This window comes from Salipiger sp. PrR007, from assembly GCF_010499845.1.
Lineage (GTDB): Bacteria > Pseudomonadota > Alphaproteobacteria > Rhodobacterales > Rhodobacteraceae > Salipiger > Salipiger pacificus_A.
The window spans coordinates 1-13,380 of the sequence record NZ_JAAGOZ010000030.1; the positions used below are offsets into that span (position 1 = coordinate 1).

Consider the following 13,380-nt stretch of genomic DNA (forward strand, 5'->3'; position numbering starts at 1 on the left):
CATGACCCGCTCAGCATAATCCAAGGTGGGTCACTTCTCGATGGAAACCCCGGGTCAGTTCTGGGTGGAAATCAACATGTTCGAACTTTCTCCGCTTAGGCGCGCCATAATCCTTTGATCTGTAGAAGCTCCCCAGCCGCTCGAAGCGGAAGGTCGTGTGGGCGCTTTGGCGCCCTGTTTCCGCCCGTGCTTCAAGGCCCGACACTGCGACAATCAACACGCGTGCGGCCTTTGCTGTGCAGGTTAGGCTTTCGTCCCGGGCAAGCCGCGCTTGAGAGCGCGCTTACCTGGAAAAGCCCTGGAGGGCCTCAAAGACCGAGCTCAGCTGCGCAGGCGCCAGCCGGTGCGGAATATCCACCAGATCACCGCGAGACAGAGCCCGGTGAAGGCGGCGATGGCCAGCAGGCTCAGGCCAATCGGCACGTCGGCCGTCCCGAAGAAGGCCCAGCGGAAGCCCGAAATAAGGTAGACCACCGGGTTGAACAGCGTGATCGTCTGCCAGATCGGCGGGAGCATGGAGATCGAGTAGAAGCTGCCCCCAAGGAAGATCAGGGGCGTGACCACAAGCAGCGGCACCAGTTGCAGCTGCTCGAAGTTGCCCGCCCAGATGCCGATGATGAAGCCGAGCAGCGAGAAGCTGATGCAGGTGAGCAGCAGGAAGGCGACCATGGCCAGCGGGTGCGCCACGTGAAGATCGACGAAAAGGTTGGCCGTGGCGAGGATCACCACGCCGATGAACAGCGCCTTGGTCGCCGCCGCCCCGACATACCCGATGACGATCTCGAGAAAGTTCACCGGGGCCGAGAGCAGCTCGTAGATCGTGCCGATGAACTTCGGAAAGTAGATGCCGAAGCTGGCATTGGAAATCGCCTGGGTGATGACCGAGAGCATCACCAGCCCGGGCACGATGAAGGCGCCGTAGCTGACGCCTTCGACCTCGTCGATGCGCGAGCCGATGGCGGCGCCGAAGACCACGAAATAGAGAGACGTCGAGATCACCGGCGAGATGAAGCTTTGCAGCAGGGTGCGGAAGAAGCGGGTCATCTCGTAGCGGTAGATGGCCCAGACACCATAGAGGTTCATGCCTCAGACTCCTCTTTGTGGACCATGCTGACGAAGATCTCCTCGAGCGAGCTCTGCCGGGTCGAGACATCGCGCACGGCGATGCCCTCGGCGGCGAGATCGGCCATGAGCCGGGCGATGCCGCTGCGCTCGGCGGTGCTGTCGTAGCTGTGCACCAGCATGTGGCCCTGCTCCTCCAGATCGAGCCCGCGGCCTTGCAGCACCGGCGGCAGCGCGCTGAGCGGCGCATCGAGCGAGATGCGCAGCTCCTTGCGGCCGAGCCGTGTCATCAGGCTCTGCTTTTCCTCGACCAGCAGGATGCTGCCGTGGTTGATCACCCCGATGCGGTCGGCGATGGCTTCGGCTTCCTCGATATAGTGGGTGGTCAGGATAATCGTGGTGCCCTGCGCCTTGAGACCGGCGACGATTTCCCACATGTCCCGCCGCAGCTCGACATCGACGCCCGCGGTGGGCTCGTCGAGGAACAGCACCCTGGGCTCATGCGCCAGCGCCTTGGCAATCAGCACGCGGCGTTTCATCCCGCCCGAGAGCGCGCGGATCGGCGTGTCCTTCTTGTCCCAGAGCGAGAGGCGGCGCAGCACGTCCTCGATCAGCGCGTCGTCGCGCTTCAGCCCGAAGAGCCCGCGTGAGAAGCGCACGGTATTGATCACCTTCTCGAAGGGTTCGAGGTTGATTTCCTGCGGCACCAGGCCGACCAGCCTGCGCGTCTCGCGGTAGTCGGTGATCACGTCGTGCCCGCCGACCTGGATGTGCCCGCCGGTGGGGGTGACCAGCCCGCAGATGATCGAGATCAGCGTCGTCTTGCCCGCGCCGTTGGGGCCAAGGAGCGCGAGGATTTCGCCTTCCTCGATGGCCAGGTCGACGCCCTTCAGGGCCTCGAAACCGCCGTCGTATTTCTTTGTGACCTGTGCCACCTCGACCATGGGCATGGGATGATCTCCGCGTGATGTGAGCGCAAACCTAGGTCCGCCAGCGCAAAGCGCAACGTGCGATACCGCAGGGATGGCTGTGCGGCAGAGGCCTGCTGCCTGTTTTCGTCAGGATCAGCGGCAAGGCCCTGTCGAAGAGGTGTGCCACGTCCTCAATTCGCCAAGTCCTTAAAAGGGCAATAGTGTTGTGAGGTTGCATATGGCGCTCGCGCGCGGGCCGCGCTAGAGCCGTGGCATGACACTCGCCGCATCACCCACCAGCCTTCACCGCCCCGGCCTTGGAATCGCGCTGATCTGCGCGGGCGTTGCGGGGATCTCGATCAACGACATGCTGATCAAGCTGCTCTCGGGCGGCTATCCTCTGCACCAGATCGTCGCGACCCGTGCAGCGGTCGGCCTGTGCATCATCCTCGTCATGCTCAAGCTCGAGGGCGGCTGGAAACTCCTGCGCAGCGATACGCCGCTGCTGCACCTGGCGCGCGGTGTTCTGGTGGTGCTCGCCAACATGAGCTTCTACGCCTCGGTGGCGATCATCCCGCTGGGGCAGGCGACGGCGCTCTTCTTCGTGGCGCCGCTCTTCATCACGCTGCTCTCGGTGCCGATCTTGGGCGAGAAGGTGGGGCCGTGGCGGCTCGGCGCGGTGTTTGTCGGTTTTCTTGGCGTGGTGGTCATGCAGCAACCCTGGGCAGAGGCGCCGGCGGGGCCCGAGGCTTCGCGGCTGGTGCTTTTGCTGCCGGTGATCTCGGCGCTGCTCTATGCGCTTCTTCAGGTGCTCACGCGCAAGCTTGGTGTCACCACCCGGGCTTCGGCGCTGGCGGTGCACCTGCAGCTGATGTTCCTGGTGGTTTCGGCGGGGTTCTACCTCGTGGCGGGCGACGGGCGCTACATGGACGCCTTCGAGAGCGAGGCCGCCCGCTTCCTGCTGCGCCCCTGGGTGCTGCCGAGCGCAAGCGACGCGCTTGTCTTTCTGACACTTGGCTGCATTTCGGGCTTTGTCGGCTACGCGCTGAGTGCCTCCTACCGGATGGCCGACGCGGCGGTCATCGCGCCCTTCGAATACGTCGGGCTGCCGCTGGCGATTTTCTGGGGCTGGGCGATGTTCGGCGAATGGCCGGTTTCCGCGACCTGGATCGGCTGCGCGCTGATCGTCGGGGCGGGGCTTGTGGTCTTCCTGCGCGAGCGGGCTCGGGCCCGTCCGCAACCGGGACGGCGGCGCCGAAGCACCGCCGTCCGGCGCTGAGGTCAGATCAGGCCGTCACCGTGCTGCGCACGGTGTCGATCATCAGTTGAACGTTCTCGGGGTCGGCGTCGGGCGTGATGCCGTGGCCGAGATTGAAGATGTGCGGTCCCTTCGAGAAGGCCTTCACCACCCGCTGCGTCTCGCGCACCAGCGCGTCGCCGCCGGTGACCATGTGCGACGAGGCAAGGTTGCCCTGCACGCAGCCCGCGACTTGCACGTGCTCGGCGGCCCATTCGGGGGTCACACTGTCGTCGACCGCGACGCAATCGGCGCCGGTGGCCTGATGGAAGCCGATGTAGCCTTCGCCCGCCTGGCGCGGGAAGGCGATGACCGGCAGGCCGGGGAAGCGCGTTTTCATTTCCTGGGTGATGATGCGGGCGGGCTCCAGCGCGTACTTGCGGAAATCATCCCCCTCGAGCGAGCCCGCCCAGCTGTCGAAGAGCTTCACAACTTCGGCGCCTGCCTCGACCTGCTTGGTCAAATACTCGATGGTGCCCTGCGTCAGCACGTCGAGGATGCCCTCAAAGAGCTTGCGGTTCTCGGCCTTCAGCGCATGCGCCGGGCCCTGGTCCTTGGTGCCGCGCCCGGCGATCATGTAGGTGGCGACGGTCCAGGGCGCCCCGGCAAAGCCGATCAGCGTGGTCTCGGACGGGAGCTCGCGCGAGAGGATCTTCACCGTCTCGTAGACCGGGTTGAGGGTGTCATGGATCGCGCCCACAGGCTTCAGCGCGGCGAGATCGGCGTCGGTCTGGATGGTCGAGAGCCGCGGACCCTCGCCGGTGACGAACCACAGGTCGAGCCCCAGCGCCTGCGGCAGCAGCAGGATGTCGGCAAAGAGGATCGCCGCGTCGAAGTTGTAGCGGCGGATCGGCTGCAGCGTCACCTCGGCGGCAAGCTCGGGGTTGTAGCACAGCGACAGGAAGTCCCCGGCCTGGGCGCGGGTGGCGCGGTACTCGGGCAGGTAGCGTCCGGCCTGGCGCATCATCCAGACCGGCGGGGTGGGCAGCGTTTCGCCGGCCAGCGCGCGCAGGATCGTCTTGGTCATGGGAACCCCCGACTGTCTCGTGTCATTCAAGTCTCTCTCTTGGGGGCGGCAATATGTCAAAACGGCCCCCATTGCCACAGCTCCTCCCGCGACATAAAGCTCGGCCCATGACAATCGAGACCCCCATCGCCCTGCCTTCGCCCGACGCCCCCCTCAAGATCGGCACCCGCGGCTCGCCGCTGGCGCTGGCGCAGGCGCATGAGACCCGCGACCGGCTGGCCGCGCATTTCGACCTGCCCGCCGAGGCCTTCGAAATCGTCGTGATCAAGACTACCGGCGACGACCGCGCGATGATCGCCGCGGACCGGCCTCTGAAGGAGATCGGCAACAAGGGGCTGTTCACGAAAGAGATCGAGGAGCAGCTGATGTCCGGCGGCATCGACATCGCTGTGCATTCAATGAAGGACATGCCGACCGAGCAGCCCGAGGGGCTGATCCTCGATTGCTACCTTCCGCGCGAGGACGTGCGCGACTGCTTCATCTCGCCCTCGCATTCTGCCATCGCCGAGCTGCCCGAGGGGACGGTTGTCGGCACCTCGTCGCTGCGCCGCCGGGCGCAGCTGCTGAGCCGCCGTCCCGACCTGCAGGTGGTGGAGTTCCGCGGCAACGTGCAGACCCGGCTCAAAAAGCTCGAAGACGGCGTCGCCGCCTGCAGCTTCCTTGCCATGGCAGGGCTCAACCGGATGAACATGGCCGGCGCGCACATGACGCCCATCGCCCCCGAGGATATGCTGCCCGCCGTGGCGCAGGGCGCCATCGGTATCGAGCGGCGCACCGACGATGCGCGGGTGGCCGAGATGCTGAACGCGATCCACGACCGGCCGACCCAGTTCCGGCTTGACGCCGAGCGGTCTTTCCTGCGCACTCTCGACGGCAGCTGCGAGACGCCGATCGCGGGGCTGGCGCTGCTCGACGGCGAGACGCTCTGGCTGCGCGGCGAGATCCTGCGCCCCGACGGCAGCGAGGCCCTGTCGGGCGAGCGCCGCGGTCCGATCACCGAGGGCGTGCGCATGGGGGCCGATCTAGCGCGCGAACTGCTGGAGCGGGCGGGCGAAGGGTTTTTCGACTGGAAGGCGGGCTGACAGGATCAGACTGGGCGCGGGCCGGATGCGGTTTGCGCCCAGTCTCTTGTCTCTCGCTTATCTCTCCGGGCAGTCCTCGCCGAGCGGCGTGCCGTCATAGGCCTTGTCGCCGCATTCGTTGATCTCTTCCCAGATGTAGCCGCGGCCGTCCTCGGTGATCGCCACAACCCGGTCGATGCCGAACTCGATGTTGCGCCGCGAGGTGTAGACATGCGCCGTGCCCGCGGCGATCTGCGCGCCGATCGCCTCTGCGTCAAAGCAGCCGAACCAGTCGGGCGCATTGCGTGGCTCGGCGCCCTCGTAGCGTTCGAACACCGGGTCGAGCGTGTCCGGCCGCTCGGACGTGGTGAAGCAGGCGCGGTAGCGGATCGGCGAGGAGTCCGCGTCGATGCCCTCGAAATCGGTGAAGGGGATGTCGCGCGGCGCGCCTCGGTCGAGCGGCGTCAGCACCACGCGCGCCTCGGTCTCGGGCAGGGGATCATAAAAGTAATAGACCTGCGCGTAGTAGACGACCGCGCCGAATATCAGCGCGGCCGCGACGATGAAAATGCCAAGGATCTTGCCGCTCACGCGGCGCTCTCCGCGGCCTCGGGGGTCCAGCCGCCCGCCTCGGTGCTGACGAAGGCGTCGGCGCATTTCTTCGCCAGCGTGCGCACCCGGCCGATATAGGCCTGACGCTCGGTGACCGAGATCACCCCCCGCGCGTCGAGCAGGTTGAACAGATGCGACGCCTTGATGCACTGGTCGTAGGCCGGGTGCGCCATGACGATGCGCTTGCCGGTCTTGGGATCGTCATGGGTCCGCGCGAGGATCGCTTCGCACTCGGCTTCGGCCTCCTCGAAGTGGCGCAGCAGCACCTCGGTGTTGGCCACGTCGAAGTTCCAGCGCGAGTACTCTTCCTCGGTCTGGCGGAAGACATCGCCGTATTTCAGCGCGATGGGCGCATCCGGGTCGTTGAACGGCATCTCCATCACGTGGTCGATCCCGAGCACGTACATCGCCAGACGCTCAAGCCCGTAAGTCAGTTCGCCCGACACCGGGTGGCAGTCATGACCGCCGACCTGCTGGAAATAGGTGAACTGCGAGACTTCCATGCCGTCGCACCAGACCTCCCAACCAAGGCCCCAGGCGCCCAGCGTCGGGCTTTCCCAGTCGTCCTCGACGAAGCGGATGTCGTGCAGCGCCATGTCGATGCCGATCGCCTCGAGAGAGCCGAGGTAGAGTGCCTGCAGATCCGGCGGGCTGGGTTTGATCAGCACCTGGTACTGGTAGTAGTGCTGCAGCCGGTTCGGGTTCTCGCCGTAGCGCCCGTCGGTGGGGCGGCGCGAGGGCTGCACATAGGCCGCGGCCCAGGGCTTCGAGCCGAGCGCGCGCAGCGTGGTGGCCGGGTGGAAGGTGCCGGCGCCCACCTCCATGTCGTAGGGCTGCAGCACGGCGCAGCCCTTGGCGGCCCAATAGGTCTGCAGCCGCAGGATGATCTCCTGGAAACTGCGCGGCTTGCTGCTGTCGCTGCGGATCTCGCTCATGGCATCTTTCCCCTTGCGCGCCGCCTGTGCGGGCGCCCGTCGTCCAATGGTCGGCTGCCTGATTATGCGTGCAACGGTCAAGCGTCAATGCGCCAGCCTGACCATCTTTTGAGATGACGCGAGCGGGGGGTCTGTTACAGAGTCCTCGCAGAAAACAAGAGACGATCACAAGACCGGGGCCCGAGGAGCGAGTGAAGCCATGTTCAGATCCATTCTATTAGCAGGCACTGCGGCCATCATGCTGGCGCAGGGCGTTGCGGCGCAGCAGGGCGACGTGGTCTATATCCAGATCGAGGCCCAGCCCAGCCTGAACGAGGCCGAGGCGCGCCTGCGCGACTACGCGGGCGGGCTGCGCGATGTGAACGGCTTCTCGCTGGGTGGCGGCTGGTACGGCATTGCGCTCGGACCCTATGATCCCGAGGACGCCGCCGAGCAGCTGCGCAACCTGCGCGCCGCGGGACTCATCCCGCGCGATTCCTATCTTGCCGCTGCCGGCGAATACGGTCGGCAGTTCTGGCCGGTTGGCGCCGGTATCTCCGGCAGCGCCAACCAGCCGGCGGTTACCGCCGCGCCGCTCGATCCGGCGCCGACCGCGCAGGCGAGTGCGGAGCAGACCGCCGCGCTCGCGGATGCGCTCGCGCAGGACCTCGACGAGGCGCCTCAGGAGGCCGCGGCCGCCCCCACGCCAGCGCCCGAGATTCCCGAGGAGACCGTCTCGGAGGCGCGCCGCAGCGAAGCGCAGCTCAGCGCCGCCGAGCGCCAGCAGCTGCAGGTCGCCCTGCGCTGGTCGGGCCATTACGACAGCGCCATCGACGGTGCCTTCGGCAATGGCACCCGCATGGCCATGGGTGCCTGGCAGCGCGACAACGGCTACGAGGCCACCGGCATCCTCACCACCCGCCAGCGCGCCGACCTTCTGGGCGAATACAACGCGGTGCTCGAGGGCACCGGCATGCAGCAGGTCAGCGATGCCCGCGCCGGCATCGCCATCGAGCTGCCGATGGGCATGCTGGAGTTCGACCGCCACGAGGCGCCTTTCGCCATCTACAAGGGCAACGGCGCGCTCGAGGGTGCACAGGCTTTGCTGATCAGCCAGCCCGGCGACCGGAAAGCGCTGAACGGGCTCTACGAGATCCTGCAGACGCTGGCGATCGTCCCGGTGAATGGCGCGCGCAGCCTGCGCCGCGACGGCTTCACGCTCACCGGCGAGAATGCGCGGATCACCAGCCACACCGAAGCGGTGTTGCAGGACGGGCAGATCAAGGGCTGGACGCTGGTCTGGCCGGCTGGCGACGACGCCCGCTTCGAGCGCGTCGTCAACGTGATGAAGACCAGCTTCCGCGTCACGCAAGGCGTGCTTGACCCGGCCTCTGTCAGCGATGACGGCCAATCGCTCGACCTGGTCTCCGGCCTGCCGATCCGCAAGCCGCGCGAGACCGTGGCGGGCTTCTTCGTCGACGCGCGCGGCACGGTGCTGACCTCTGCCGCCGCCGTGGCAGGCTGCGGCCGGCTCACCCTCGACGGCAGCTATGACGCGCAACTCCTCCAAAGCGATGCGGGGCTCGGCGTGGCGCTGCTGCGACCGACGGCAGCACTCGCGCCGCGCGGTGTCGCCCGACTGCGCACCGACATGCCCCGGATCAACTCCGAGGTCGCTGTCGCGGGCTTCCCCTACGGCGGCGTGCTCAGTGCGCCGACGCTCACCTTCGGGGCGCTGGAGGACAGCAAGGGCCTTGGCGGCGAGGAGACTCTGGCGCGGCTGGCGGTCGAGACGACGCCGGGAGACGCGGGCGGGCCGGTGCTCGATGGGGGCGGGGCGGTTGTCGGTGTGCTGATGCCGCGCGACGCGGGGGCCAAGCAGCTGCCCGAGAACGTGGCCTTCGCCACCGAGGCTTCGGCGCTTCTGGCCTTCCTGCAGGGCGCTGGCATCCCCGGCACCGCCTCGCAGGGCGAGGGGATCATGGCGCCCGAAGATCTCACCGCCGCCGCTCGCGACATGACCGTGGCGGTCAACTGCTGGGAATGATCGGGGCGGGCGTCTGCCCGAGGGCAGTTTCCCGCAAACATGCCTGCGGAATGCGAAGAGGGGGGTGGCGCCCCCCTCTTTTTCTTTCCGAAAACTGGCCCGCGCTTCAGGCCGCGGTCACCCGCCAGATGATGTCGCCCACGTCGTCGGCCATCAGCAGCGACTTGCCGTCCGGCCCGATGCAGACCCCGACCGGCCGACCATAGGAAACGCTTTCGTCCTCGGCCAGGAAGCCCGAGAGGATGTCGCGCGCCGGCCCCGAGGGCTTGCCGTTCTCGAAGGGCACGAAGACCAGCTTGTAGCCGCTCAGCGTCGAGCGGTTCCACGAGCCATGCTGGCCGATCACCATGCCGTCCGGGAAGCCGGGCAGGGTGCCCTCGGGCATCCAACACAGGCCCAGCGAGGCGGTGTGCCCCCCAAGCGCGTAGTCGGGCTGGATCGCGCGGGCCACCAGCGCCGCATCCTGCGGCACGCGGTCGTCGACGATCTGCCCCCAGTAGCAGAAGGGCCAGCCGTAGAAGCCGCCGTCCTGCACCGAGGTGAGATAGTCCGGCGGCGTCTCGTCGCCGAGCCCGTCGCGCTCGTTCACCACGGTCCAGAGCGCGCCCGTCGTCGGCTCCCACGCCATGCCCACGGGATTGCGCAAGCCCGAGGCAAAGACACGGGACTCGCCGGTGGCCAGGTCCAGCTCCCAGATCGCGGCACGGCCTTCCTCGGCCTCCATGCCCTCGTCGGCGATGTTGCTGAGCGAGCCGACGCCGGCGTAAATCTTCGTCCGGTCGGGTGAGACGATCAAGCTGCGGGTCCAGTGGCCGTGCGGCTTGAAATCGACCAGCTTGCGGCCTTCGCCGGTGAGCCGGACCGCGCCCTCCTCGTAGGGGAAGGCGACGATGCCGTCGGTGTTGCCGACGTAAAAGGTGCCGTCTACCAGGGCCATGCCGAAGGGCTGGTTCTGGTTCTCGAGGAAGATTTCCCGCTGTTCGGCAACGCCGTCGCCATCCGCATCGCGCCAGAGCGTGATCCGGTTGGCGCTGGTGCCGAGCGCCCGGGCGCGGCGCATGGTGGCATGCATGGCGCGGTCGAAGAGCGTCTTAGGTGGGCGGCCCTGCTGCATCGCCTCGGCGACCAGCACGTCGCCGTTGGGCAAAACCTCGATCCAGCGCGGGTGCAGCAGCTCCGAGGCAAAGGCGTTGACCTTCAACCCTGGCGCGGGCGTGGGCGTGTGACCCGGCTCCCAGCCTTTCGCGGTCGGCATCTTGAGGGTCATGATTCCCTGTTTCTTGGCCTCCGGTATGCTAGGATTTGAGCCGAATGCCTGTGTGCCCGGCGCGCTTGCGCGCCGAAGTAGAACCATCGTGCCGCCGATCATCGCGGTCACGCGTGCCATGAAATCCATGTCAGCCCCCAGTCAATGTTTGCGCGAACATAGCGCAGGCAGGGCAAAGGGCAAAGGGGTCCCGCGACGTTTGCACGCACCCGCACTGGGGAAGTATTCCCTAGGGTCAACCATTTGCGGCCATTGTATGCGCCGTCATTTTCTTTAACGAGCGGCCCTGTAATCGGCCGAGAGGAGAGACGCCAATGACCAACCGCATCCGCACCGCGCTTCTGGGCACCGTCCTTGCCGGCCTTGCCGCGACCTCGACCATGGCCGAGGAATGGCGCCTCAACAACTTCCTGCCCGAAACCCGGCCGGAGACCGCGCAGATCGAGCAATTCGCCGACGAGGTGAACACGGCGCTCGCAGACCGAGACTTCAAACTGACGGTCTATAGCGGCGGTTCGCTGGGCCTCAAGAACACCGATCTTCTGCGCGTGCTGCCGCGCGGTGCGGTGGAAATGAGCCTGATGTGGTCGAACTACCTCGGCCGCGACGCGCCGGCGCTGAGCTCGGTCTTCGTGCAGGGCGCGATCAGCACCGTTGACGAGCTGAAAGCGGTGCTGCCGGTGGCGCAGGAGATCTACGAGGAAGAATACACCGATTGGGGCGTGACCACCGTCGGCTTCGTGGCGATCCCGACGCTCTCGGTTTCGGTCTTCTGCCGCGACGAGCCGATCCACACGCTCGAGGACCTCAAGGGCGTCAAGCTGCGGGTCTGGGCGCGCGAGCAGGTCGAGACCTTCACCAAGCTCGGCGTCGCCGCGCAGATCATCCCGCAGGAAGAGACCTATGTGGCGCTGAAGACCGGCGTTGTGGATTGCGCGCTCTACCCGGCGCTCTACGCCAGCACGATCTCGCTGCAGGAGGTGACGAACTACGCCTCTTTCCTCTACCCGATGGCCTCGGCGCCCTACACGCTGGGGGTTGCGACCGACACCTGGGAGTCCACCGACCCCGAGATCCAGACGGCGATCACCACGGCGGCGGATGCGCTCTGGGAGCGCACCAACCAGTACGACAAGGATGCCGAGGCCGAGATGGCCGCGCGCGAAAAGCTCGGCGAGATGGGCGTGACCTGGGGTGAGGACTTCCCCGAGGAAGACCGCGCGCAGTTCATGGAGGCCGTGTCCGAGACCTGGCAGATGCTGGCCGAGGAAGCCGGCGGCAACGCCATGGACTATCGCGCCCGCGTGCTCGAAGCGCTTGGCCGCTGATCCGCAGCGATGGGGGCGCTGAGACACATGCTGTCGCGGGGGCTGGAGCTTCTGGCCCTCGCCATGGCGCTGCTGGCCGCCGTGGCCATGGTGGGGATCGTCGGGATTATCACCACCAGCGTCATCATGCGGCGGTTCTTCAACAGCCCGGTGCATATCACCGAGGACATGGTGGGGCTGATGCTGAGCGCCATGCTCTTTCTCGCCCTGCCGCTGGTGACCCTGAGAGCCGAACACGTGCGTGTCTCGATCGTGGCCGATGCCCTGCAGAGCCGCATCCCGAGGCTGCTGCGCATCGCCGCTATGCTGGTGGGGGTGCTCTTTTTCGGCTGGATCCTACTCGAGTCGATCCCGTGGTTCGAATTCGCCTGGAAACGGACCCTCAAGTCCGAGACCGCGCGCGTGCTGCTCTACCCGTGGATGGCGGCGCTGCCGCTGTCGGTGGCGGTGACATGGGTGATCTTCGCCGGGCGGCTGCTCGGCGTGCTTGCGCCGGAACGGCCGCACGCCCCGGAGGAGTTGCAGTGACCAAGCCCCCCGCAAAGGACAGGTAACCCATGTTCTGGACCACGCTGATCGGCGTCATGGTGTTCTGCGCCTCGACCGGAGTCGCGCTTGGCGCGGCGCTCGGCCTCACCGGGCTGGTGCTCCTGCATGTCTATTCCAACGGTGCGACCTCTTTGGCGGTGGATGCGATCTGGAGCGTTTTCAACTCCTTCACCCTCAGCGCCGTGCCGCTGTTCATTCTGCTGGGGGAAATCTTGCTGCACAGCGGGGTGAGCAACCGCGCCTATTCCGCTTTTGCGCCACTGTTCCGCCGTGTGCCCGGCGGGCTGCTGCACACCAATATCGCGGTTTGCACGCTTTTCGGCGCGGTCAGCGGCTCGAGCATGTCGACCGCCGCCGCCGTGGGGTCTGTCGCCTATCCCGAAATGGTCCGGCGCGGTTATGACAAGGACGTCATCGTCGGCAGCCTCGCGGGGGGTGGCACGCTGGGGCTGCTGATCCCGCCGAGCCTGTCGTTCCTGATCTATGGCGCGCTCACCGAGACCTCGATCGGGCGGCTCTTCATGGCGGGCATCCTGCCGGGGCTGATGATCGGGCTCATGTTCATGGGCTACATCCTCGTCAAGGCGCTGCGCCATCCACAGATCGCTCCGCGCGACGAGAGCGGGCTGCCTTTGCGCGACATCCTGCGCGGCTTCAGCCAGGTCTGGCCGCTGCTGATCCTGATCTTCGCGGTAATAGGCAGCATCATCGGCGGCATCGCCACCCCGACCGAGGCCGCGGGGCTCGGCGTGGTGCTGGCGACGGTCATCTCCTTCCTTTGGGGCGACCTCACGCTGCGCAAGCTGCTTGACGCGATCTTCCATTCGACGCTGCTTTTCGCCGCGATCGGCTTTGTCGTGCTTGGGGCGACGATCCTCGCGCAGTCGGTCAGTATCCTCGGCATCCCGCAGAAGATTCTGAGCGCTGTCGCGGAGAGCGGGTTGGGGCAGTACAGCATCCTCATGATCGTGGTGCTGATTTACCTGCTGCTCGGCTGTTTCTTCGACGGGCTGTCGCTGATGATCATGACGCTGCCGGTGGTCTTCCCGCTGCTGACCGGGCTGGGCTATGATCCGATCTGGGTCGGCGTGCTGATCACCATCGTCATCGAGATCGGCCAGGTGACGCCGCCGGTGGGGCTCAACCTCTCGGTGCTGTCGAGCCTGACCAAGAACGAGATCAGCCTTGGCCGGGTGGCGACGGCGACCGTGCCCTACTGGCTCATTCATCTTTTCGCGCTGGTGGTGCTGACGATCTTCCCGGTCATCGCGCTCTACCTGCCCAACCTGTTGTTCTGAGGAAAGG

The 13,380-nt window shown here is 66.5% G+C and carries 12 protein-coding genes; 6 read left to right on the top strand and 6 right to left on the bottom strand.

Annotated elements, in window-relative coordinates:
- Nucleotides 1–321 precede the first annotated feature (321 nt).
- Nucleotides 322–1,083, bottom strand: coding sequence for an ABC transporter permease (locus G0Q01_RS14420; protein ID WP_164196125.1), 762 nt, complete (start codon nt 1,081–1,083; stop codon nt 322–324).
- Entirely contained in the window at nt 1,080–2,012 is a 933-nt protein-coding gene (locus G0Q01_RS14425) for an ABC transporter ATP-binding protein (protein WP_164196126.1), read from the bottom strand. The genes G0Q01_RS14420 and G0Q01_RS14425 overlap by 4 nt, the downstream gene beginning before the upstream one ends.
- A gap of 235 nt (nt 2,013–2,247) precedes the next feature.
- Here G0Q01_RS14425 and G0Q01_RS14430 point away from each other — a divergent pair, with 235 nt between their 5' ends.
- A complete protein-coding gene (locus G0Q01_RS14430; RefSeq protein WP_164213586.1) occupies nt 2,248–3,252 on the top strand; it encodes a DMT family transporter in 1,005 nt (334 codons plus the stop codon).
- A 7-nt stretch (nt 3,253–3,259) separates the two neighbouring features.
- Here the strand turns inward: G0Q01_RS14430 and hemE are convergent, their stop codons facing one another.
- The gene (hemE, locus tag G0Q01_RS14435) at nt 3,260–4,297 is read right to left on the bottom strand and encodes a uroporphyrinogen decarboxylase (protein ID WP_164196128.1); all 1,038 of its coding nucleotides are present in this window, start codon (nt 4,295–4,297) and stop codon (nt 3,260–3,262) included.
- A gap of 107 nt (nt 4,298–4,404) precedes the next feature.
- Here hemE and hemC point away from each other — a divergent pair, with 107 nt between their 5' ends.
- Nucleotides 4,405–5,379: a hydroxymethylbilane synthase gene (hemC, locus tag G0Q01_RS14440; protein WP_164196129.1), complete on the top strand. Its 975-nt coding sequence runs from the start codon at nt 4,405–4,407 to the stop codon at nt 5,377–5,379.
- A 57-nt stretch (nt 5,380–5,436) separates the two neighbouring features.
- Here the strand turns inward: hemC and G0Q01_RS14445 are convergent, their stop codons facing one another.
- Nucleotides 5,437–5,949 (bottom strand): DUF6446 family protein, encoded by a 513-nt coding sequence (locus tag G0Q01_RS14445; protein WP_164196130.1) that lies wholly within the window; start codon nt 5,947–5,949, stop codon nt 5,437–5,439.
- A complete protein-coding gene (locus tag G0Q01_RS14450; RefSeq protein WP_164196131.1) occupies nt 5,946–6,905 on the bottom strand; it encodes a glycine--tRNA ligase subunit alpha in 960 nt (319 codons plus the stop codon). The genes G0Q01_RS14445 and G0Q01_RS14450 overlap by 4 nt, the downstream gene beginning before the upstream one ends.
- Before the next feature lie 199 nt (nt 6,906–7,104).
- On the opposite strand from G0Q01_RS14450, the gene G0Q01_RS14455 reads away from it, so the two are divergent.
- A complete protein-coding gene (locus G0Q01_RS14455) occupies nt 7,105–8,931 on the top strand; it encodes a serine protease (RefSeq protein WP_164196132.1) in 1,827 nt (608 codons plus the stop codon).
- Nucleotides 8,932–9,037: 106 nt separating this feature from the next.
- On the opposite strand, the gene G0Q01_RS14460 is transcribed toward G0Q01_RS14455, so the two are convergent.
- Entirely contained in the window at nt 9,038–10,327 is a 1,290-nt protein-coding gene (locus tag G0Q01_RS14460; protein WP_164196133.1) for a sorbosone dehydrogenase family protein, read from the bottom strand.
- Nucleotides 10,328–10,512: 185 nt separating this feature from the next.
- Here G0Q01_RS14460 and dctP point away from each other — a divergent pair, with 185 nt between their 5' ends.
- The 3 genes from dctP to G0Q01_RS14475 are packed head-to-tail and all read left to right on the top strand — an operon-like array spanning nt 10,513 to nt 13,373.
- Entirely contained in the window at nt 10,513–11,526 is a 1,014-nt protein-coding gene (gene dctP, locus G0Q01_RS14465; RefSeq protein ID WP_164196134.1) for a TRAP transporter substrate-binding protein DctP, read from the top strand.
- Nucleotides 11,527–11,535: 9 nt separating this feature from the next.
- The gene (locus G0Q01_RS14470; RefSeq protein WP_235940156.1) at nt 11,536–12,054 is read left to right on the top strand and encodes a TRAP transporter small permease; all 519 of its coding nucleotides are present in this window, start codon (nt 11,536–11,538) and stop codon (nt 12,052–12,054) included.
- Between the two features lie 29 nt (nt 12,055–12,083).
- The gene (locus tag G0Q01_RS14475) at nt 12,084–13,373 is read left to right on the top strand and encodes a TRAP transporter large permease (protein ID WP_108969312.1); all 1,290 of its coding nucleotides are present in this window, start codon (nt 12,084–12,086) and stop codon (nt 13,371–13,373) included.
- Nucleotides 13,374–13,380: the final 7 nt, after the last annotated feature.